Source organism: Blastococcus sp. SYSU DS0828, assembly GCF_054050975.1.
In genome coordinates, this window is sequence record NZ_JBJHAK010000042.1 from 1 (window position 1) to 21,122 (window position 21,122).

The 21,122-nt window shown below is 75.9% G+C and carries 20 protein-coding genes and 1 pseudogene; 5 read left to right on the forward strand and 16 right to left on the reverse strand.

Annotated features, from left to right (window positions below; all coding sequences use genetic code 11):
* From ACI79Q_RS20440 to ACI79Q_RS20480, 9 genes and pseudogenes are all read right to left on the reverse strand, one after another.
* A pseudogene (locus tag ACI79Q_RS20440) lies at window positions 1–403 on the reverse strand (hypothetical protein); the annotation flags it as partial.
* 119 nt (window positions 404–522) lie between these two features.
* Window positions 523–1,332: an indole-3-glycerol phosphate synthase TrpC gene (trpC, locus tag ACI79Q_RS20445; RefSeq protein ID WP_456591208.1), complete on the reverse strand. Its 810-nt coding sequence runs from the start codon at window positions 1,330–1,332 to the stop codon at window positions 523–525.
* 153 nt (window positions 1,333–1,485) lie between these two features.
* On the reverse strand, window positions 1,486–2,130 hold the full coding sequence (locus ACI79Q_RS20450) for a Trp biosynthesis-associated membrane protein (protein ID WP_456615284.1): 645 nt from the start codon (window positions 2,128–2,130) through the stop codon (window positions 1,486–1,488).
* Window positions 2,127–3,644, reverse strand: a complete 1,518-nt coding sequence (locus ACI79Q_RS20455) for an anthranilate synthase component I (protein WP_456591210.1) — start codon at window positions 3,642–3,644, stop codon at window positions 2,127–2,129. Before ACI79Q_RS20455 ends, ACI79Q_RS20450 begins: the two co-directional genes overlap by 4 nt.
* The gene (hisI, locus tag ACI79Q_RS20460; protein ID WP_456591211.1) at window positions 3,641–4,018 is read right to left on the reverse strand and encodes a phosphoribosyl-AMP cyclohydrolase; all 378 of its coding nucleotides are present in this window, start codon (window positions 4,016–4,018) and stop codon (window positions 3,641–3,643) included. The genes ACI79Q_RS20455 and hisI overlap by 4 nt, the downstream gene beginning before the upstream one ends.
* A 25-nt stretch (window positions 4,019–4,043) precedes the next feature.
* Window positions 4,044–4,748, reverse strand: a complete 705-nt coding sequence (locus tag ACI79Q_RS20465) for a hypothetical protein (RefSeq protein WP_456591212.1) — start codon at window positions 4,746–4,748, stop codon at window positions 4,044–4,046.
* 11 nt (window positions 4,749–4,759) lie between these two features.
* Window positions 4,760–6,424 carry an FAD-binding dehydrogenase gene (locus ACI79Q_RS20470; RefSeq protein ID WP_456591213.1) on the reverse strand — a complete coding sequence of 555 codons (1,665 nt, stop codon included), beginning with the start codon at window positions 6,422–6,424 and terminating at the stop codon, window positions 4,760–4,762.
* Window positions 6,425–6,525: 101 nt separating this feature from the next.
* Window positions 6,526–8,361, reverse strand: a complete 1,836-nt coding sequence (locus ACI79Q_RS20475; RefSeq protein WP_456591214.1) for an ABC transporter ATP-binding protein — start codon at window positions 8,359–8,361, stop codon at window positions 6,526–6,528.
* On the reverse strand, window positions 8,358–10,133 hold the full coding sequence (locus ACI79Q_RS20480; RefSeq protein WP_456591215.1) for an ABC transporter ATP-binding protein: 1,776 nt from the start codon (window positions 10,131–10,133) through the stop codon (window positions 8,358–8,360). Before ACI79Q_RS20480 ends, ACI79Q_RS20475 begins: the two co-directional genes overlap by 4 nt.
* Window positions 10,134–10,276: 143 nt before the next feature.
* Between ACI79Q_RS20480 and ACI79Q_RS20485 the strand changes: the two genes are divergently transcribed.
* Window positions 10,277–10,909, forward strand: coding sequence for a TIGR03085 family metal-binding protein (locus ACI79Q_RS20485; protein ID WP_456597295.1), 633 nt, complete (start codon window positions 10,277–10,279; stop codon window positions 10,907–10,909).
* Here ACI79Q_RS20485 and ACI79Q_RS20490 read toward each other — a convergent pair.
* The 5 genes from ACI79Q_RS20490 to ACI79Q_RS20510 form a co-directional block, all read right to left on the reverse strand.
* Window positions 10,893–12,512: a DUF3604 domain-containing protein gene (locus ACI79Q_RS20490; protein WP_456615285.1), complete on the reverse strand. Its 1,620-nt coding sequence runs from the start codon at window positions 12,510–12,512 to the stop codon at window positions 10,893–10,895. The genes ACI79Q_RS20485 and ACI79Q_RS20490 overlap by 17 nt on opposite strands.
* A gap of 160 nt (window positions 12,513–12,672) precedes the next feature.
* Window positions 12,673–13,467 carry an imidazole glycerol phosphate synthase subunit HisF gene (hisF, locus tag ACI79Q_RS20495; protein ID WP_456591218.1) on the reverse strand — a complete coding sequence of 265 codons (795 nt, stop codon included), beginning with the start codon at window positions 13,465–13,467 and terminating at the stop codon, window positions 12,673–12,675.
* Window positions 13,464–13,856: a RidA family protein gene (locus ACI79Q_RS20500; RefSeq protein ID WP_456597292.1), complete on the reverse strand. Its 393-nt coding sequence runs from the start codon at window positions 13,854–13,856 to the stop codon at window positions 13,464–13,466. Before ACI79Q_RS20500 ends, hisF begins: the two co-directional genes overlap by 4 nt.
* Entirely contained in the window at window positions 13,853–14,599 is a 747-nt protein-coding gene (gene priA / locus ACI79Q_RS20505) for a bifunctional 1-(5-phosphoribosyl)-5-((5-phosphoribosylamino)methylideneamino)imidazole-4-carboxamide isomerase/phosphoribosylanthranilate isomerase PriA (protein ID WP_456591220.1), read from the reverse strand. Before priA ends, ACI79Q_RS20500 begins: the two co-directional genes overlap by 4 nt.
* A 38-nt stretch (window positions 14,600–14,637) precedes the next feature.
* Window positions 14,638–15,477, reverse strand: coding sequence for a helix-turn-helix domain-containing protein (locus ACI79Q_RS20510; RefSeq protein WP_456591221.1), 840 nt, complete (start codon window positions 15,475–15,477; stop codon window positions 14,638–14,640).
* A gap of 38 nt (window positions 15,478–15,515) precedes the next feature.
* On the opposite strand from ACI79Q_RS20510, the gene ACI79Q_RS20515 reads away from it, so the two are divergent.
* The 4 genes from ACI79Q_RS20515 (at window position 15,516) to ACI79Q_RS20530 (ending at window position 18,399) form a co-directional block, all read left to right on the forward strand.
* The gene (locus tag ACI79Q_RS20515; RefSeq protein WP_456615286.1) at window positions 15,516–16,064 is read left to right on the forward strand and encodes a TIGR03086 family metal-binding protein; all 549 of its coding nucleotides are present in this window, start codon (window positions 15,516–15,518) and stop codon (window positions 16,062–16,064) included.
* Window positions 16,065–16,095: 31 nt separating this feature from the next.
* Window positions 16,096–16,695: a nitroreductase family protein gene (locus ACI79Q_RS20520; protein WP_456600641.1), complete on the forward strand. Its 600-nt coding sequence runs from the start codon at window positions 16,096–16,098 to the stop codon at window positions 16,693–16,695.
* A 71-nt stretch (window positions 16,696–16,766) separates the two neighbouring features.
* On the forward strand, window positions 16,767–17,993 hold the full coding sequence (locus ACI79Q_RS20525) for a hypothetical protein (protein WP_456615287.1): 1,227 nt from the start codon (window positions 16,767–16,769) through the stop codon (window positions 17,991–17,993).
* 112 nt (window positions 17,994–18,105) lie between these two features.
* A complete protein-coding gene (locus tag ACI79Q_RS20530) occupies window positions 18,106–18,399 on the forward strand; it encodes a hypothetical protein (protein ID WP_456615288.1) in 294 nt (97 codons plus the stop codon).
* A gap of 62 nt (window positions 18,400–18,461) precedes the next feature.
* Here the strand turns inward: ACI79Q_RS20530 and ACI79Q_RS20535 are convergent, their stop codons facing one another.
* On the reverse strand, window positions 18,462–19,124 hold the full coding sequence (locus ACI79Q_RS20535) for a response regulator transcription factor (RefSeq protein WP_456591226.1): 663 nt from the start codon (window positions 19,122–19,124) through the stop codon (window positions 18,462–18,464).
* The gene (locus ACI79Q_RS20540) at window positions 19,121–20,710 is read right to left on the reverse strand and encodes an ATP-binding protein (RefSeq protein WP_456613739.1); all 1,590 of its coding nucleotides are present in this window, start codon (window positions 20,708–20,710) and stop codon (window positions 19,121–19,123) included. The genes ACI79Q_RS20535 and ACI79Q_RS20540 overlap by 4 nt, the downstream gene beginning before the upstream one ends.
* Window positions 20,711–21,122 lie beyond the last annotated feature (412 nt).

Consider the following 21,122-nt stretch of genomic DNA (forward strand, 5'->3'; position numbering starts at 1 on the left):
ACGTCGCGGGCAGCAGCGTGGTGAGCACCTCGGCGTGCTCCAGCTGCGTCACCGCCGCCGTGCGGCTGCAGTTCTGCACCGCGGCCAGCTCATCGGGCACGAACTCACTCGCCCCGGCCGGGCCGACCTGTCCGGCGCGCTCGCCGCCGGGCAGCGGATCGGCCGGAGCCGGGCGCGCCGCGGCCAGATCCATCACCAGCTCCGCCCGCAACGCCGCCAGCCGCGCCTCCGCCGCCACGATCTGCCCCAGCAGCTCCGCCGCCTCCGCCGCACCCCGCCGGGCCGGCAACCACGCGCTCAACGGCTCGTCCCACCGCGTCGGATCCGGATCCGCCAGCTCCCACTCCGACGGCGGGCTCACCGGCCCCACGGTCACCCCGACCGCGAACCCGACCACCGACATACCCGCAGGCTAGGACGGGGGTCTGACAGTTCCCGCAGGTCGGAGCCGAGCGACCAGGTCCAGGACCCGGGTGACCACTTCGGGCCGACAACCCGGTTAGGACCTGGCGACGGGACGGGTCAGCGCGGGGTGCGGGGGGTGGCCGGGTGCGAGCCAGCGGTGACCAGGTCGGCGACGGCCTGGCGGGCGTCGCCGGCGGTGACCAGACCCTCGCCCACGAGCACTGCATCGGCGCCCGCGGCGGCGTAGCTGATCAGGTCGTGCGGGCCGCGGACCCCGGACTCGGCGACCTTCACGACCTCCGACGGCAGGCCGGGGGCGATCCGCTCGAAGGTCGACCGGTCGACCTGCAGGGTGGTCAGGTCGCGGGCGTTGACCCCGATCACCGAGGCGCCGGCCGCCATCGCGCGGTCGGCCTCGGCCTCGGTGTGCACCTCGACCAGCGCGGTCATGCCGAGGGACTCGACCCGCTCCAGCAAGCCGACCAGCACGTTCTGCTCCAGGGCGGCGACGATCAGCAGGACCACGTCGGCCCCGTGCGCCCGCGCCTCGTGCACCTGGTAGCTGCTGACGATGAAGTCCTTGCACAGCACCGGGACGTCGACGACGGCGCGGACGGCGGCGAGGTCGGCGTGGGATCCCCCGAAGCGACGCTGCTCGGTCAGCACGGAGATGACCCGCGCGCCACCCGCTGCGTACTGCTGCGCGAGCCGGGCCGGGTCGGCGATGTCGGCCAGGTCGCCCTTGGACGGGCTGCGCCGCTTCACCTCGGCGATCACGCCGACACCGGGTGCACGCAGGGCCGCGAGCGCGTCGCGCGCCGGCCGGGCCGCCTGCGCGGCGGCCTTCACCTCGTCCAGCGGTGTCGCGGCCTCGCGGACGGCGAGGTCCGCGCGGACACCGGCGATGATCTCGTCGAGCACGTTCACGGCGTCGTCGCAGCCTCGGCCGAGGTCCGGTGGTTGCTCATCGGCGCCACTGCTCCTCGTACGTCGATCCCGGGCGGATGGGTGGAACCACTCTAGAGGCGGGCCACGGGCCGCCCGGCCCGGGGGCGGGCATCGCGACCCTCGGCCGTTCCGCTATACGGCGGAACCGGACCGCGGCGGGGGTGGCGGCTCGGTGGGGTCCTCCCCGCGATCCAGCGCCTTCCAGGCGTCGTCCGCACGGTCCTCGTCCGAGCGCACCGGCGCCGGCCCCGCGTGCCGCTCGTAGCGCTGTCCCATCGCGGGCCAGGAGGCCCCGCGGAGGACGGTCAGCACCCCGGCGAGGACGGCCAGCACCCCGGCGGCCACGGCGAGCCCCGGCCAGACCGGCGAGATCTCCACCGCCGTCGCGGTGACGCTGGCGCCGCCGACGCCGGGCAGGTCGGCGGCGGCGTCGGCGACTCCCCCGGTCAGCACCCGGGTGCCCGACCACAGCAGGGCGCCACCGCAGGCCGCCACCAGCAGCCCGACCACCAGCCGGCCCGTCCCGCGCACCGCCAGCAGCGCGACGGCCGCGGCCAGCAGCACCAGGCCGGCGGCGGTCACCAGCGGTGCCGCGGCGCCACCGGTGAGGGTCCCGCTCACCGGCGGCAGGGGTGCCCGTCGCTCGGCGGTCACCTCCGCCCACCGCTGGCTCGCGGTCGACAGGGCCAGCGCCCCGGCCAGCGCGACGCCGACCACGGCGGCGGTCAGTTCGCGCCGTGCACCGCCGGACGGGCCCACGCCCGGGGACGAGCTCACGACAGCTCCCGCAGCCGCTCGGCCGTCGCGATCGCCGACAGCACCGCGCGCGCCTTGTGGCGGGTCTCCGCCTCCTCGGCGGCGGCGTCGCTGTCGGCCACGATCCCCGCCCCGGCCTGCACGTACGCGCGCCCCTGGTGCAGGACTGCGGTGCGGATGGCGATCGCCATGTCCATGTCGCCGCTGGCGTCGACGTAGCCGACGGTGCCCGCGTACAGGGCGCGCCGCGTCGGCTCGAGGGTGTCGATGATCGCCATGGCGCTGGGCTTCGGTGCGCCCGAGACGGTGCCCGCGGGGAAGGTCGCGTCGAAGACGTCCAGGGCGTCGCAGCCGGGCCGCACCTCGCCGGCGACGGTCGAGACCAGGTGCATCACGTGGCTGTAGTGCTCGACCCGCATGAAGTCCGGCACCTCGACGCTGCCGGGCACGCAGACCCGCCCCAGGTCGTTGCGCGCCAGGTCGACGAGCATGACGTGCTCGGCCCGCTCCTTGGGGTCGGCGAGCAGCCCCTCGGCCAGGCGCACGTCCTCCTCGGGCGTGGCGCCGCGCGGCCGGGTGCCGGCCGGCGGGTGGACGACGGCCGAGGTGCCGGCCACCGTCACCAGCGCCTCGGGTGAGGAGCCGACGACGTCGAACGGCGTCTCCCGGCCCGCGAAGCGCAGCAGGTACATGTACGGCGACGGATTGGTCGCCCGCAGCACCCGGTAGAGGTCCAGCGCCGCGACGTCGGTCTCGAGCTCGAACCGCTGGGCGAGCACCACCTGGAAGGCGTCGCCGGCCCGGATGCGCTCCCGCACCTCCTCGACCCCGGCCTGGAAGACCCCGGGCGCCAGGTTGCTGCGCACCGACGCCGGCACGTCGGCCGGCTCGAAGACCGCGACAGCCGGCGCGGCGGGCCGGACCAGCGCGGCGGCCATGGCGTCCAGCCGGGCGACCGCGTCCTCGTAGCCGGCGGCGGCGGGCTCGGCTCCGGGTCCGCGCAGGGCGTTGGCGATGAGCAGCACCGACCCGTCGCTGTGGTCCAGCACGGCCAGGTCGGTCACCAGCATCATCGCCAGCTCCGGCATGCCCAGGTCGTCGACGCTGGTGCTCGGCAGCCGCTCCAGACGGCGGACGACGTCGTAGCCCAGGTAGCCCACCAGCCCACCGGTGAGCGGGGGCAGCCCCGGCGTGCGGGGCGAGCGCAGCCGCCGCGCCAGGACCCGGACGGCCTCGAGGGGATCGGCCGGGAGGTCGTCGGTCAGCCCGGGCACGTCGTCCCCGAGCCACTGCGTGCGCCCGTCCCGCTCGGTGAGCACACCCGCGCTGCGGACGCCCACGAAGCTGTACCGCGCCCACCGCTTCCCCTGCTCGGCCGACTCCAGCAGCACCGTGCCGGGACGGTTGCCGGCCAGCTTCCGGTAGATGCCGACGGCGGTCTCGCCGTCGACCAGGAGGCGGCGGGTGACCGGGACGACCGCCGCGTCGATGCCGGCGAACTCCTCCCGCGAGGGCGAGGTGACCCCGAACCTCACGGCGCCACCCCCTGCGCGGCCGGCAGCACCCGGTGGAAGCAGCTGCGCTCGCCGGTGTGGCAGGCGGCGCCCTCCTGGTCGACGAGCAGCAGCAGCGCGTCGCCGTCGCAGTCCAGGCGCACCTCCCGCACCCACTGCCGGTGCCCGGAGGTCTCCCCCTTCACCCAGTACTCCCGCCGGCTGCGCGACCAGTAGGTGGCCCGGCCGGTGGTGAGGGTCCGGTGGACCGCCTCGTCGTCCATCCAGGCCACCATCAGCACCTCGCGGGTGTCGTGCTGCTGGACGACGGCGGCGACCAGGCCGGCCGGGTCGCGGCGCAGCAGAGCGGCGACCTCGGGGGCCAGCGCGGGTCGGGAGGGATCGGTCGCGGGCATGCCGCCAGTCTGCCGTGCCGCCCGGTCAGCCCTGCGGGGCGGTGAACCAGCTGCGCCCGCCACCGAAGAGCACGAGCCCGAGCGCGACGAGCGGGGCGGCGGCGAAGAACAGGCTGAACACGGCGAGCACCCCGCCGACGTCCTCGACCGCCGCGGCCGGCCCCAGCAGGTCGGTCAGCTTCGCCCACCAGTAGACGGCGAGCACCAGCTGGGCACCGTGCGCGGCCAGCAGCACCAGCCACGCCGTCCGGGTGCGCCGGATCAGGGCGAGGACCCCGGCGGCCACCAGCAGCGCCACCGAGATCAGCTGGACGACCGCGAGCGTGCCGCCCTCGCGGGCGAACACGTAGGCCTGGGTGGGGGCGGCACCCGGGCTCTGCTCGACCGCCATCTCCGCGAGCGAGGCGAAGAACCACACGTACAGCGACGCCACCGCGACCAGCAGCGCCTGCACGAAGCTCAGCACCGCGGCGCCGACGACCTGACCCGGCCGGCGCCCGGCCCGGGGCGGCACCGGACCGCCCGGGAACGGCGCCGTCCCGTACGGGCCGGGATAGCCGTAGCCGTAGGGGCCGGGGTAGCCGTAGGGCGGGGGGCCGTACCCGGGCGGCGGCGGACCGTAGGGCGACGCGTAGCCGGGGGGCGGCGCCGTGGGCGGCGGGCCGGTGTAGACCGGCCCCGGCTCGGTCGGCGTCGCCGGGTCCGCCCAGGGGTCGCGCGGTGCGCTCACGTCCCGCCCCGTCACAGGGCGGCCGCGAGCGCGCGACCCGCGACCCGGCCGGAGAACAGGCAGCCGCCGAGGAAGGTGCCCTCCAGCGAGCGGTAGCCGTGCACGCCGCCACCACCGAAGCCGGCCACCTCACCGGCGGCGTAGAGGCCGCTGAAGACCTCCCCGCCCGGCCGCAGCACGCGACCGGAGAGGTCGGTCTCCAGCCCGCCGAGGCTCTTGCGGGTGATGACGTTGAGCCGGACGGCGATCAGCGGCCCGGCCTCTGGGTCGAGGATCCGGTGCGGCGGGGCGACCCGGATCAGCTTGTCGCCGAGGTAGTTGCGGGCGCCGCGGATGGCGGTGATCTGCAGGTCCTTGGTGAAGGTGTTGCCGACCTCGCGGTCGCGGGCCACGATCTCCCGCTCCACCTGGGCGAGGTCGAGCTCCGGCGTGCCGCCGGTCACGCGGTTCATGCCCGCGACCAGCTCGGGCAGGGTGCGGGCGACGACGAAGTCCTCGCCCCGGTCCAGGAACGCCTGGACGGGGCCGGAGACGCCGGCCTTCACCCGGGTGGCGAGCAGCCGGAGGTCCTTGCCGGTGAGGTCGGGGTTCTGCTCGGAGCCCGACAGCGCGAACTCCTTCTCCACGATCTTGTGCGTGGCGACGAACCAGGTGTGCTCGTGGCCGGTCTGCCCGATGTGCGCGAGCGTCCCGAGCGTGTCGAACCCGGGGAACAGCGGCACCGGGAGCCGCTGGCCGGTGGCGTCGAGCCACAGCGACGAGGGGCCGGGGAGGATGCGGATGCCGTGCCGCGCCCAGACCGGCGAGTGGTTGGCGACGCCCTCGGTGTAGTGCCACATCCGGTCGCCGTTGACCATGCTGGCGCCGGCGGCGACGGTGGCCTCCTGCATCAGGCCGTCGACGTGCGCCGGGACGCCGGAGAGCAGCCGCTGCGGTGCCGGGCCGAGCCGGGCCGGCCAGTACCGGCGGACCAGGTCGTGGTTGCCGCCGATCCCGCCGGAGGTGACGACGACGGCCTGCGCGGCGAGCTCGAACTCCCCGACCTCGGCGCGGGAGCTGGCCTCGCCGCGGGCGACGTCACTGGGCTCGAGCACCGCGCCGCGGACGCCGGTCACCGCGCCGCCGCTGACGACGAGCTCGGTGACCCGGTGCCGGAAACGCAGCTCGACCCGGCCCGCCGCGACGGCCGCCCGCACCCGACGCTCGAACGGGGCCACCACACCGGGACCGGTGCCCCAGACGATGTGGAACCGCGGCACCGAGTTGCCGTGCCCGGTGGCCGTGTAGCCACCGCGCTCGGCCCACCCGACGACCGGGAAGAAGCCGATGCCCTGCTCCTTGAGCCAGGCCCGCTTCTCCCCCGCGGCGAACTGCAGGTAGGCCTCGGCCCACTGCCGGGGCCAGTGGTCGCTGTCGCGGTCGAAGCCGGCGGTGCCGAACCAGTCCTGGCGGGCCAGCTCCAGCGAGTCGCGCACCCGCAGCCGGCGCTGCTCGGGCGAGTCGACGAGGAACAGCCCGCCGAAGGACCACCACGCCTGCCCACCCAGCGACGCCTCGGGCTCCTGGTCGACCAGGATCACCCGCTTGCCGGCGTCGGCGAGCTCGGCGGTGGCGACCAGTCCGGCCAGCCCCGCTCCCACCACGACGACGTCTGCCTCGATGCGTCCGTTGTCCACAGGGCGACGCTAGCGGGCGCGCCCTGCCGGGCGCGTCCCCCCGGGCGGGCGAGTTGCGCCGCCGCGTGCGCCCCCGACGTCGCCGTCGGCGCCGCAACGGCTCAGGCGACCGGCTCGGGCTCCCCGGTCGAGGAGCGCCGCCACGAGGCGTGCAGCCGGGCGTAGGGGCCCTCGGCGTCGACGAGCTCCGCGTGCGTGCCGCGCTGCACCACCCGGCCCGCGTCGACCACCAGCACCTCGTCGGCCCGCTCGGCGGTGGAGAGCCGGTGCGCGATGGTCAGCGTGGTGCGGCCCTGGGTGAGGGTGTCGAGCGCGCGGGTCAGCCGCCGCTCGGTCGCCGGGTCGACGGCGCTGGTCGCCTCGTCGAGCACCAGCAGGTCGGGGTCGGCCACGTACGCGCGGGCGACGGCGACCAGCTGGCGCTCGCCGGCCGACAGCGACTCCCCGCGCTGCCCGACCGCCGTCCCGACGCCCGCCGGCAGGCCGGCGACCCACGCCCCGAGGCCCAGGTCGTCGAACGCGGCGACGACGTCGGCGTCGGTCATGCCGGGGCGGCCGTAGCGCACGTTGTCGGCGACGGTGGCGTCGAACAGGAACCCGTCCTGCGGCACCATCACCACCCGCGCGCGGAGCGAGGGAAAGGCGACATCGGCCAGCGGCACCCAGCCACCGGCGTCGGAGCCCAGCAGCACCCGCCCCCCGGCCGGGTCCATGAGCCGGGTGACGAGCTTGGCGAACGTCGTCTTGCCCGAGCCGGTCTCCCCCACGATCGCCACGCGGGTGCGCGGCGCGATGGTGAGGTCGACGTCGTCGAGCGCCGCCCGCGCACCGGGTGCGTAGCGGAAGGTGACGTGCTCGAAGCGGACTCCCAGCGGCCCGGCCGGCAGCTCCCGCACCCGGTCGGGGGTGGCGACGGCGGGGTCGCGGACGTCGGGCTCGGTGTCGAGCACGTCGAGCACCCGGCGGAAGCCGGCGACGGCGTTCTGCGCCTCGTTGAGCACCTCGCTGGCGGTCTGCACCGGGGCCACGAACAGGGTGACCAGGAAGAGGAAGGCCACCAACGTGCCCGGGGTGATGTCGCCGGCCAACCCGAGGAGGACCCCGACGACCACCACGGCGGCGTTGGCGACCGCGGCGACGAACTCGCCGCTGACGAACACCGCGGCGGTCACCTTCTGCGCGTCGACCTGGGCGCGGTAGTGCCGGTCGATCGCGGCGTCCAGCCGCGCGGCGGTGCGGGCGCGCACCCCGTAGGCCCGCACGGTCGGGGCGCCGACCACCGACTCGGAGACCGCGGCGAGCACGTCGCCGACGCGCTCCCGGACCACGCCGTACACCTGCACGAGCCGGCGGGCGAACCAGCGGACGGCGAAGACCAGCGGCACGAAGCAGACCAGGACGAGCAGCGTCAGCTGCCACGAGTAGACCGCCATGACGGCGGTGGCGACGACGAGCTGACCGACGCTGACCAGCCCGAGGACACCACCCCACTGCATGAAGACCGACAGCTGGTCGACGTCGCTGGTCACCCGGGAGACCAGCGAGCCGCGCCGCTGGCCCTGCTGGTGCAGCACGGAGAGGTCGTGCACGTGCCGGAACGCCCGCACCCGCAGACCCGCGAGGGCGGTCTCCGTCGTGCGGAACAGCCGGACGTTCATCCGGTAGACCGCGACGGCGGTGAGCACCACGACGACGGCGCAGCCAGCGACCACCCAGGTGACGAGCCCGAGATCCGGGCCTCCGGGCGCACCCAGGCCGCGGTCGATGACCTGCTGCACGGCGATGGGCACCACCACGCGGCCGGCCGTGGCGACCAGGGCCAGGGCGAAGGTGACCGGCAGACCGCGCCGGAACTCCGGCATCATCCGCAGGCCGCGGCGCAGCGTGGCCAGGGCGCCCTCGGACGGGCGGTCCTCCAGCCGCGTCGCGGCGGTCACGCAGGCACCTCCGCCTGCGCGTAGGCCTGCACCAGCGCCGCGTACCCCGGCACCTCGGCCAGCAGCTGCTCGTGCGTGCCGCGGGCGACGGCTCGGCCGTCCTCGAACCAGACGACCTCGTCGGCCAGCGCGATCGTCGCCTGCCGGTAGGCGACCACCACCACGGTCGTCGGCGCCCCGCTCCCCCGCAGCGCGTCGAGGATGCGCGCCTCGACGGCGGGGTCCACGGCGCTCGTGGCGTCGTCGAGCACCAGCAGCCGGGGACGGCGGACCACGGCGCGGGCGAGCGCGAGCCGCTGCCGCTGGCCGCCGGACAGGGACGCGCCCCGCTCCCCGACCCGGGTGTCCAGGCCGTCGGGCAACGCGGCGACGAAGTCGTCGGCCGCCGCGACGCGCAGCGCGGCCCAGACCTCGTCGTCGTCCACGGGCGCGCCGAGGGTGACGTTGCCGCGGACGGTGTCGTCGAAGAGGAAGGCGCTCTGCGCGACGAAGGCCGCCTGGCCGCTCACCTCGCCCTCCCGCAGCCGGCGCAGGTCGACGCCGTCGAGCAGCACCGCGCCGTCGGCCGGGTCGACGAGGCGCACCAGCAGGCCGGCGAGGGTGGACTTGCCCGACCCGGTAGGGCCGACCACGGCCACCGTGCGGCCGGCCGGCACGTCGAAGGTGACGCCGGTCAGCGTGGGACGACTGCCCCCGTCGAACGTGAAAGCGACGTCGCGCAGCGCCACGCCGGCGCCGCCGGCACCCGCGACGGCGGCATCCGGCCCGTACGGGGTCTCCCCGGTCGCCTCGAGGACGGGGGTGACCCGGTCGAACCCGGCCAGGGCACGCGGCAGGTCGGCGAGCACCCAGCCGATGGCCCGGATCGGCAGGGCGAGCAGGGTGAACAGGTAGGCGATCGACACCAGGTCCCCGGCGTCGGTGGCGCCCTCGGCCACCCGGCCGGCGCCGATGAGCAGGACGGCGAGGGTGCCGAGGTTCGGCAGCGCCTCCATCATCGGGTCGAAGACCCCGCGCACCCGGCCGACGGCGATCAGCCCGTCGCGCAGCTCCTCGGCCCGGGCGGCGAAGCGCTCGGTCTCGGTGTCCTCGCGGCCGAGGGTCTTCACCACGAGCGCCGCGTCGAAGCTCTCGTGCGCGATCTCGCTGACCTCCGCCCGCAGCTGCTGCGCCCGCTGCATCCGCGGGCTCATCACCTGGGAGTAGACGCCGTTGGCCGCGAACACCAGTGGGAAGACCACGAGACCGACCAGCGCCAGGAGCGGGTCGGTGAGCACCAGCGCCACGCTGGTGATCGCGATCATCACCAGCGCGCCACAGGCGAACGGCAGCGGCGCGACGAAGAACCACGCCGACTCCACGTCGGAGTTGGCGTTGGAGAGCAACTGCCCCGTGGGGTGGCGCTGGTGCCAGGAGAGCGGCAGCCGCAGGTACTGGCCGGTCACCCGGCGGCGGTACTCGGCCTGCAACCGGTAGCTCATGACGCCGGCGAACAGCCGGCGGCCCAGGATGCCGACGATCTTCAGCAGGGCGACGCCGAGGATGGCGACGGCCGCCAGGGTCAGGGCGGCCGTGGTGGTGGCGCCGTCGTCGAACGAGGGCAGCAGCACCCGGTCGGTGATCTCCCCGATGACGTAGGCGCTGGCGACCGTCATGGCGCCGTAGAGGCTGCTGGCCAGCAGCGCGAGGGTGAACATGCCCGGCTGCTCGGCGATCGCCCGCCGGACGTGGCGGAGCCCGCGTCGGACGACGGCGTCTCTGCGGCGGGACACGGGGCTCCTCGGGTGTGCGGGCGGCCCGGCCAGGATGCCGGACGGTCGTTAGGAACGCTAAGCGGGCGGTGCAACCCCGCGCCGCAGCGGCTTCTTCCCGCGCCCGGGTACCGCCGGGCCCGGCAGCCGGGTAAGCAGGAGCGATGAGCGCCGTCCCCCCGTCCCTGCCGGACCGCGAGCGCGCCGCGCTGGCCGACCTCCTCGACGAGCTCGGCCCGGAGGCACCGACGTGCTGCGCGGGCTGGACCACCGCGCACCTGGCCGCGCACCTCGCCGTCCGCGACCGGCGACCCGACGCCCTCCCGGGGTACGGCCTGGAGATGCTGCCCGGCGGCGCGCGCCTGGCCTGGTGGTCGCACCGGCTGGAGGACCGGCTGCGCGGGTCGACGCCGTACGCCGAGGTGGTCGACCAGGTGCGCAGCGGACCACCGGCGTGGTCGCCGATGGCCCTGCCGGCCGCCGCGCGGGCGTTCAACCTGTCGGAGTTCGCGATCCACCACGAGGACGTCCGCCGCGCCCAGCCGGGCTGGGAGCCGCGGGACCTGCCGCGGTCGGAGCAGGACCAGCTCTGGTCGGCGGCCGCCCTCTTCGGCCGGCGGGCCGCGGGACGCCGCGGGCTGGTGCTCCGGCGCAGCGACGACCCCGGCGTGGAGAAGCGCTTCGGTGCGGGCGGTCGCACGGTCACCGGTGAGCCGATGGAGCTGCTGCTGTGGGCCTCCGGCCGCCGCGACGTCGCCCGGGTGACCGTGGCCCCCGACGTCAGTGACCGCGGGTGAGCAGGTCCCGCAGGTCAGCCGCCTCTCCTCGCGGCGTCACCGGTGGCCGGCCGCCACCGCGGGGCCGGCGGCCGGCTCCCTCGAACCAGAACGGGCTGCTGTAGGCCAGGGCCAGGTTGTTGCACGGGTGCCCCTCCGGCCCGGGGCTGAGGTTCGGCTTCGTCGGGTCGGCGATGCGCAGGACCGCCCACGAGGCGGAGTCGCGGTCGATCGGCGCGCGGAACCGGATCGGCCGGCGTTCCCTCGGATCCGGCACCCGCACCGACTCGACGTGCACCACGGTGGGGGCCCGGTCGCCGGACGTCAGGACCTGGATCTCGACCTCCTCGCCGGCGTGCTCGGGCCCGCGGTCCAGGTCCACCTCGAAGCGGACGTCGCGCGCGCGGTGGGGCACCGACCGGCCCATGAAGCTGCCCTGTGCGGTCGCGTCCAGCCGCAGGCCCCGCACGTTCGTGGCGAAGAAGTCCCGCGCCGCCAGCGCCCGGCGCACCCCGCCGCGGTCGAGCTGGTCGACCCACAGGCCCGCCCGCCCCTTGCCGTCCGGCTCCCCCCAGTCGGTGCCGTGCTCGTCGGTCACGCCGAGCAGCCCGACCCGCCAGCCGGCGTCCAGGCAGGCGACCAGCGGACTGGGGAACCCCGCCGCCCAGCCCTCGAAGAGGTAGTCGTCGCGCCGGTTCATGATCTCCATGGAGACGATCCGGTCGCTCAGCGCGGGCTCGTAGGCGAACGCGTCGAAGACCCCCGGCTCACGGTTGGGGTGGTTGAAACCCGCCAGCCCGTCGGCGCCGCCCCCGACGAGCGGGGTCTGCGGAGAGCGGCGCAGCCACTCGTAGAACAGCGCCATCCCGCGGGGCTCCGACCGGCGGATGAGGTCCAGCAGCTGCTGGCCGAGCGGCCCGAGCGGCCCGAGCGCCGCGGCGATCCCGGACTCGGTGAGGCCGAGCTGCAGCAGGCTGGAGAGGCTGAAGCCGGCGGTGCTCAGCGGATCGGTCCAGTCCTGGGTGAACCACACGTTGACGTGCCCGAGGAGCGGGCTGGACCACTCGAAGCCGCGCAGCGCGGTGAACTCGCCGGGGTCGTCGGCCGCGTCGGCGTACCGGCGGGTGTTCTCCCACGCCTGCTGGTTCATCCCGGCCAGCGAGCGGCACGGGTCCTCGCTGCCCGGCTGCGGCGGCGGGAAGGCCGCGCAGGCGTCGATCGGGCCCAGCGGCTTGGAGACCGTCGAGTGGTCGGTGAGCGCGGCCACGTCGAGACCTGCGCCCCGCATCGACTCGAAGGCCAGGGCGGGATCCCCGGAGCCGTCGGACTGGAGGCTGTGGTTGTGCAGGTCGGCGTGCGCCAGGCGCGCCCGCCGGCCGAGGCGCGACACCCGCTCGGCGCCCGCGACGCCGCGAGGCCCCAAGGGGGCGGCGAGGGCACCGGCCGGTCGCAACAGCAGCCCGCCGGCGACGCCGGCCGCCCCCGCGGCCAGGACGTCGCGACGCCGCAGGCCGCGGTGCCCCTCGTCGGTCCGCCCAGCACCGTCCTCGTGGTCACCGCCGTGCTGGTGGTGACCACCGTGGTGGTGACCGCCGTGGTGGTGGTGGCTGCCGTGCTCCTGCATCACCGCTCCCCTCGTCTGCTCGGGGCACCGTGACCTACGGAGGTGGCGGCGGGCTGACCGGAAGGCGAACTCCCGGCGGAGGGAAGGCGTCCCCGTGATCAGCCGGCCGGGAGCAGCGCCCACCCGCGATCGGGGCTGTGCAGCGGCCTGGGGCGTCCCGCTAGCCGAGCGGGGTGTCGCCCTCGCGGCGCACCGGCACCCCGGCCGCGGCCAGACCGGCCTTGACGTCACCCACCCGCAGCTGGCCGAAGTGGAAGACGCTCGCGGCCAGCACGGCGTCGGCGCCGGCCGCGACCGCCGGCGGGAAGTGCTCGACCGCGCCCGCTCCCCCGCTGGCGATCAGCGGGACGGCGACCTCGCGGCGCACCCGGGCGATCAGGTCGGTGTCGAAGCCGGCCCGGGTGCCGTCGGCGTCCATCGAGTTGAGCAGGATCTCCCCCACGCCGAGCTCCGCGGCCTGCACGCACCACTCCACGGCGTCGCGGCCGGTGCCCCGGCGCCCGCCGTGGGTGGTGATCTCGTACCCGGAGTCGGTGACCGCGCCGTCGCGCACCCGGCGCGCGTCCAGCGACAGCACGAGCACCTGGCTGCCGAAGCGGTGCGCGATCTCGGCGATCAGCTCGGGCCGGGCGACGGCGGCGGTGTTCACCGCGACCTTGTCCGCCCCCGCGCGCAGCAGCTTGTCGACGTCCTCGACGCCGCGCACCCCGCCGCCGACGGTGAGCGGGATGAAGACGCTCTCGGCGGTGCGGCGGACGACGTCGTAGGTCGTCTCCCGGTTCCCGGAGCTGGCGGTGATGTCCAGGAAGGTCAGCTCGTCGGCGCCCTCGGCGTCGTACACCCGGGCCATCTCCACCGGGTCGCCGGCGTCGCGCAGGTCGACGAAGTTGACGCCCTTGACCACCCGCCCGGCGTCGACGTCGAGGCACGGGATCACCCGCACGGCGAGCGTCATGCCGCGGGCTCCCGCACGGCGTCGGCCTCGATCTCCACCAGCAGCTCCGGGTCGATCAGCGCGGACACCTCGACCATCGTCGACGCCGGCCGGATGTCGCCGAACACCTCGCCGTGGGCGCGCCCGACCTCCTCCCAGCGGCTGATGTCGGTGACGTACATCCGGGTGCGGACGACGTCGGCGAGGCGGAAGCCCGCCCGCTCCAGGGAGCGCTCGATGGTGGCCAGCACCTGCCGGGTCTGCGCCGCGGCGTCGCCCGGGTGGGCGACGACGCCGTCGACGACCGCCGTCGTCCCGCTCACCCAGGCCGTGTCGCCGCGGACCACGATCCGGCTGTAGCCGACGACGGGCTCCCAGGGGTTCGCCGACCCCAGGTTGAGCACGGTCACGCGAGCTCTCCGTCGCCGTCCCCGGAGGCGACCCGGAGCGCCTCGGGCAGGGTGAACTGGCCGGCGTAGAGCGCCTTGCCGACGATGGCGCCCTCGACGCCGATCGTCGTCAGCCCGGCCAGGGCGCGGATGTCGTCGAGCGAGCTGACCCCGCCCGAGGCGATCACCGGCCGGGCCGTCGCGGCGCAGACCTCCCGCAGCAGGTCGAGGTTCGGCCCCTTGAGCGTGCCGTCCTTGGTGATGTCGGTGACGACGTAGCGGGCGCAGCCCTCGGCGTCCAGCCGGGCGAGGGTCTCGTACAGCTCCCCGCCCTCCTGGGTCCAGCCGCGGGCGGCCAGCCGGGTGCCGCGGACGTCGAGGCCGACGGCGATCCGGTCGCCGTGCTCGGCGATGGCCCGGGCGCACCACTCCGGCGACTCCAGGGCGGCGGTGCCGAGGTTCACCCGCCGGCAGCCGGTGGCCAGCGCCGCCTCGAGCGACGCGTCGTCCCGGATGCCCCCGGAGAGCTCGACGTCGACGTCGAGCTCACCGACCACGCGGGCCAGGAGTTCGCGGTTGCTCCCCCGGCCGAAGGCGGCGTCGAGGTCGACCAGGTGCACCCACTCCGCGCCGTCGCGCTGCCACTGCAGCGCGGCGTCGAGGGGGTCGCCGTAGGAGGTGGCGCTCCCGGCCTCCCCCTGCACGAGACGGACGGCCTGGCCGTCGGCGACGTCGACGGCGGGGAGCAGCTGCAGCTTCGGCACGGTGACCAGCGTAGGGACCGCCCCGGCCGGCGTCGGCGTCAGCTCCCCGGTGCGTACCGGGCGGCGAACCGGCCGGGGGTCATGGCGGTCACCCGGGCGAAGTCGCGGGTGAAGTGCGCCTGGTCGGCGTAGCCCAGCGCCGCCGCCACCTCGCCGAGGTTCGCCGGGGCGCCGCGCAGCCGCTCGGCGGCCTCCTGCAGCCGGCGGCGCTGGATGAGCCACTTCGGGCTCAGCCCCAGCCGGCGCCGGACCAGCCGCTGGAGGGACCGCTCGGAGAGGTCGAAGCGCTCGCAGACCTGGGCCACGCGGACGACCTCGCGGTTCCCCTCGACGAAGGCGACGACCTCGTTGACCAGCCGGCCCTCCTCGTCCACCGGCAGGCAGGGCCGCAGCGCGTCGCCGAACGCGGCCATCGCCGCCGTGTGCCCCTCCGGCGCGTGCGGGTCCGGGCCCATCGCCGCACGGACCCGCTCGGTCAGCCGCTCCCCCCGGTCGCCCAGGACGTCGGCGACGTCGACGTGCCGGTCGGTGAACCCGCTCATCGGCCCGCCCGCGATCAGCGCCCCCGCGGCGGGTGCGCACATGACGCCGACCGCCCAGCCCGCGCCGGTCAGCCTGGTCACCGACAGCCCCGGGACGACGCCGTAGAACCGGGCGTAGTCCCGGGCGACGACGACCAGCGCCACCGGGTACTGCAGCACCGCCTGCGGCGCCTCCTCCCCCGGCGGCACCGACCACACCGGGATCCAGAAGCGCTGGAGGAACCCGTCGAACTCCGCCGGTGCGGCGTACCGGTACATGGCGTGGGACGCGTCGCCGGGGTCTCTGAGGTGCGCCCGCTCCACGAGGTCCATCGCGGCGGGGCTGTCGGGTTCCATCAAGACCGAGCCTGCCGCACGCTCCTACGTTCCGGGGCATGAACCGCACCGCCGCGAGCCACCAGGCAGCCGACCGTCCCCTCCGCCAGCTCCTCGACGCCGTGCCCCCGGCCGGCTGGGCCCGCCCCTCGCCGTGCGAGGGCTGGACCGCCGCCGACGTCGTCGGGCACCTGATCGGCACGCAGCGGGACTTCCTCACCACGCACGGCGTCGACCTCGGGGGCGCGCCGGACGTCGCCGCCGACCCGGCCGCCGCCTGGCGCGAGCACGCGGAGCGGGTGGCCGGGGCCGTGTCCGACGACGCCGTGGCGGCCCGGGAGTTCGACGGCTTCTTCGGTCCGACGACGGTCGGCGCGGCCTTCGAGCAGTTCTACGTCTGGGACATGGTCGTGCACCGCTGGGACCTCGCCCGCGCGGTCGGCGCCGATGCCGGGCTCACCGCCGAGGAGCTCGACCGGATCGAGGCCGGCGCGGACGGCTTCGGCCCGGCCCTGCACATGGACGGGATCTGCCGCCCCGCCGTCGAGGTGCCCGGGGACGCCGACCGCACCACGCGGGTGCTGGCCCGGCTCGGGCGGAGCGCCTGACCCGGTCGCTCGCGGGTGACAGGCTGGGGTCGTGGAGTTCGCCGACGTCGTCCGCCGTCGCCGCATGGTGCGCGACTACGACCCCGACCGCCCGGTGCCGCCGGAGGTGCGCGAGCGGCTGCTGGCGCACGCCATCCGGGCGCCGTCGGCCGGCTTCAGCCAGGGCTGGGCGTTCCTGGTGCTGGAGACGCCCGAGGAGCGCGACCGGTTCTGGACGGCCACCACCGACGAGGGTGCACCCGACCGGTGGCTCACCCGCATGCGCCGGGCGCCGCTGCTGATCGTGCCGCTGGCCAACAAGAGCGCCTACCTCGACCGCTACGCCGAGCCGGACAAGGGCTGGACCGACCGCGACGAGGCCCGCTGGCCGGTGCCGTACTGGGACGTCGACGCGGGGATGGCGTCGCTGCTGATGCTGCTGACCGCCGTCGACGAGGGGCTCGGCGCCTGCTTCTTCGGCGTTCCCGGGGAGCGGGTCGAGGCGTTCCGGGCGGCGTTCGGTGTGCCGGAGGAGTACCGGCCGGTCGGCTGCGTGTCGGTCGGCTACCCCGGGGGCGACGACCGCCGCTCCCCGTCGCTGCGCCGCGGCCGGCGGGGGGTCGACGAGGTCGTGCACCGCGGCCGCTGGTGACCGGACGGCCGGTGAGAGCGTCCTCATCCCGGTCTCACCGGCCGCTCACCTCGCGGAGCGAGGGTGACCGCGTGGACACTGCCCGGCTCGATCCACCCCCCGTGCCGCCGTGGTGGCCGCCCTCGCTGCAGGTCCTGCTCGGCGAACCCGCCGGTGATCTGTGGACCACTGTCCTCGACCCGCTCTCCGGCCGGCTGCGCACCCTGACGGCGACCTCGGTGAACCTGCGCGCCGACGGTGCCGCCACCGTCCGGTGGACCGCGGTGGTCGACTGGGCCGACGGCCGGTCCACCCGCGAGTCCCTCGCCGCCACGACCGGGGCGGCGATCCCCCCGGGCGCCGCCGTGCTGGAGGGCGAGGTCGCCGGCCGGCCGGTCACCGTGGGCGCGTGGCGGTGGCCGCTGGACCCCGCGCTGCCGGGCCTGGCCTGGGCCACCTCGGCGGCGCGGACCGCGCGGCAGCTGGGCGCCCTGGGCATCGACGTCGGCAACCCCAGGCTGCGGCTGCGCGCCTACCGCCCGGGGCGCCGGGCCGTGGTCGAGGTCGCCTCCCCGGCCGGGCGCTGGTTCCTCAAGGTGGTGCGTCCAGCGGCGGTCGCGGAGCTGGTCGCCCGTCACGCCGCCCTGGCCCCGGCGGTGCCGGTGCCGCCGGTGCTGGCGAGCACCGGGGACGGGGTCGTCGTGCTGCCGGGGCTGCCGGGCACGTCGATGCGGTCGGCGCTGACCGGAGACGCCGCGGAACTGCCCGATCCGCGGTCGCTGGAGGCGCTGCTGGACCGGCTACCCGAGCTCCCCGCCGCGGCGCGGCGCCGGAACCCGGGCGACCCGCTTCCGCCGGTGCGGTCGCACGCCCACGTGCTGGCCACGCTCTACCCTCCCCTGGCGTCGCGCCTGGACCGGCTCACCGCGGCGGTGGCCGCAGGTGCCGGCCAGCACCCGCTGGTCCCGGTGCACGGCGACTTCTACGAGGCACAGCTGCTCGTGGATGCCGGGACGGTGGTCGGCCTGCTCGACGTGGACACCGCCGGGGCGGGCGCCCGGATCGACGACTGGGCCACCCTCCTGGGCCACCTCGTCCTTCTGGAGCACCTCTCCGGCCACTCGGCGCCGATCGCCGCCTACCGGGAACGGGTGCAGGAGCTGCTCGCCGGGCGCTGGCCGGAGGGCCAGTTGCGGTCGCGGGTGGCCGGTGTCCTGGTGGGGCTCGCCACCGGCCCGTTTCGGGTGCAGCAGCCGGACCGGGCTCCCGCCACCGAGGCCCGGGTCGCCCTGGCCGAGGAGTGGGCCGGTGTGCGGTGAGCGCGCGCCCGCCGACATGAGAGAGGGCTCATCGCGCTTTCCTGGCGGCCTCACCTGCGCCGGGCACCGTGGTCCACGTCAGCGCACCACCCGCTCCGGAGGAGGAACGCCCATGACCCGCAAGCCCGCCGCCACCTGGAAGGTCGTCACCGTCGGCACTGCGCTCACCGGGCTAGGTCTGGCCGGGATCGGCGTCGCCACGGCCGACGACGGGGCCCCGTCCACGCCCGCCGCCGTCGCCGTCGCCGCCGACGACAGCCCCGACGACACGCCCGACGCCCCCGACGCCGCCGTGGGCGACGTGGACGCCTCCCCGGAGACGGCGGACTCGCCCGCCGAGAGCCCCGTCGACCAGACCCCCGACACCCACACCCCCGACACCGACACCCCGGACACCGACGACTGAGGGCGGCGGACGGCCCCGGCTCCCGTCAGGAGGCCGGGGCCGTCCGCCCGTCCGGGGTGGGCTCAGGACGTCGCCAGCCGGTACCCCATGCCCCGCACCGTCTCGATCCGGTCGGCGCCGAGCTTCCGGCGCAGGTAGCGGACGTAGACGTCGACGACGTTGGACCCGGGGTCGAAGTCGTAGCCCCACACGTGGCTGAGCAGCTGCTCGCGGGCCAGCACCTGACCGGGGTGGCGGAGGAAGGTCTCGGCCAGGGCGAACTCCCGGGCCGACAGGTCGACCACCCGCCCGGCGACGTCGGCCCGGCGGGTGCGCAGGTCCAGCGACAGTTCGCCGGCGGTGAGCACGGTGACCTCGCCGCCGCGGGCCCCGGCCAGCCGCAGTCGCACCCGGGCCAGGAGCTCCTCGAAGCGGAAGGGCTTGGGCATGTAGTCGTCGGCGCCACCCTCCAACCCGGCGACGGTGTCCTGCACGCTGTCCCGCGCGGTCAGCACGATGACCGGCACGGCAGACCCCTCGGCGCGCAGCGCCCGCAGCACCGCGAAGCCGTCGAGCACGGGCAGCCCGATGTCCAGCACGACCAGGTCGACCTCACCGCTCCGGGCGCGGTCCAGGGCGGACAGCCCGTCGCCGACCACGGAGGTGGCGAAGCCGTTGGCCCGCAACCCCTTCTCGACGAACGCGGCGATCCGCGGCTCGTCCTCGGCGATCAGCACGCGGCTCACCGCGGCCCTCCCTCGGTCGGGGCGACCGTCGCGGGCGGAACGGTCATCGGTGGGGTGTCGAGCGCGTCGTCGACGGTGCCGGAGCCGCTGTCCAGCAGCTCGTCGGGGCCTGCCTCGGCGCGGGGCGGCGCCGGGCGGGCCGGCAGGACCAGGGTGAAGGTGGCCCCCTCGCCGGGGCGGCTGTGCAGCTCGACCTCCCCGCCGTGGCCGGCGGCGATGGCGCGCACGATGGACAGGCCCAGTCCCGCGCCGTCGCTGCGCCGGGCCCCGGAGCTGCCGCGGGCGAAGCGCTCGAAGACCCGCGCCTGGTCGGCGGGAGCGACACCGGGCCCGGTGTCGTCGACCCAGACGAGCAGCTGATCCCCGCTGAGCCGGCTGCCCAGCACGATCCGGTCGCCCGGCGCGGTGTGCTGGACGGCGTTGTCGGCCAGCGCGACCACCGCCTGCGTCAGGCGCTGTGGGTCGAGCAGCAGGTCGGCCCGGGCGACGGCGCCCAGCTGCCAGTCCCGGTCGCCCAACCGCCGCACCTTGCCGAACACCTCTGCGGTCACCTCGGCGACGTCGACCGGCTGGAGGCGGACGAACTCCGGCTGTTCGGCGCGGGCGAGCAGCAGCAGCTCGGAGACCATGCGGTTCATCCTCTCCAGCTCGTCGTCGACCAGGGCGACGGTCTGGCGCACGTCCTCCGGGTCGGCCGGGTCGAGCACTTCCAGGTGGCCGCGCACGATGGTGATCGGTGTGCGCAGCTCGTGGCCGGCGTCGTCGAGGAATCGCCGCTGGGCGGCCACGCCTGTCTCCACCCGGTCGAGCATCGCGTTCACGGCGGAGGCGAGGTCGGTGAGCTCGTCGGCCGGTCGCCCGTCGACCGGGATGCGGCCGGTGAGGTCGGTCTCGGTGATCCCCTGGGCGGTGGCCGCGACGGCGCGCACCGGGGCGAGCACACGCCCGGCGACCACCCACGCGCCGGCTGCGGCCAGCAGCACGGTGACCGCCCCCACGCCGAGCATCAACCGGGCCGTCTCATCGGCTGCCTGGCGCTCCTGGTCGGCGAAGTAGGCCACCACGGCCGTCCCGAGCGACGGATCGCCCTCCAGGGTCACCGGGACGGCGAGGTAGCGCACCTCGCCCGCGCCGCTCTCGTACCGCCCGGCCACGGGCTCCTCGACCGAGCCGACCAGGTCGGCGAACACGGCGTCCTCGCTCAGCAGCACCGGGGCCTCGATCCGGCTCTGGAAGCGATAGGCGCCGTCCACGTACCCGAGGAACTTCTCGTTGGGCCGGGCGAGGTTGTAGGTGATCGCCGTCTGCAGGACCTCGGCGACCGAGGCGAACGGTGCGCCGGTCTCCGGGTCGATCCCCGAGGCCACGATCTGGGAGAACTCGGCGACCTCCGCCTCGAGGGCGAGGTCCATCCGCTCGTCGGTCGCCCGGATCAGCAACCACCAGGTCACCAGGGTCAGCAGGGCGAGGGCGAGCAGGACCAGCAGCAGGACCCAGCCGATGATCCGGGTCCGGGCGGCCCGGGGCGCCAGCCGCCCCCGGACGTGCTGCCGCCACCCAGGCGCGGTCCGTTCCTCGATCGTCACGGTTGGGTCGTCACCGTTCAGTCGTCGTCGCCATCGTCGTCGCCATCGTCATCGTCATCGCCGTCGTCATCGTCATCGTCATCGTCGGTGATGGGAGGCGGGGGCACGACGTCCGGGCGCGGTACGGGTGCCGGAGGCGGTACCGGTGCCGGTGCCGGAGGCGGTGCCGGTGCGGGAGGCGGCGGTGGCTCCGGAGCGGGATCGGGCGATGGGCCGGAATCCACGGTCGGGGGCGCTCCCGGCTCCGTGGGCGACGCCGGGAGGGGCACCTCGATCGGTGGGGGGGCCCCCCCCGGGGCCCCCCCCCCCCCCCCCCCCCCCCCCCCCCCCCCCCCCGCCCCCCCGGCTGGGGGGTCGGTTGCGGGCCATGAACTGCCGATAACACGGCTGACCGGTGCGGTGCGGGTTCACC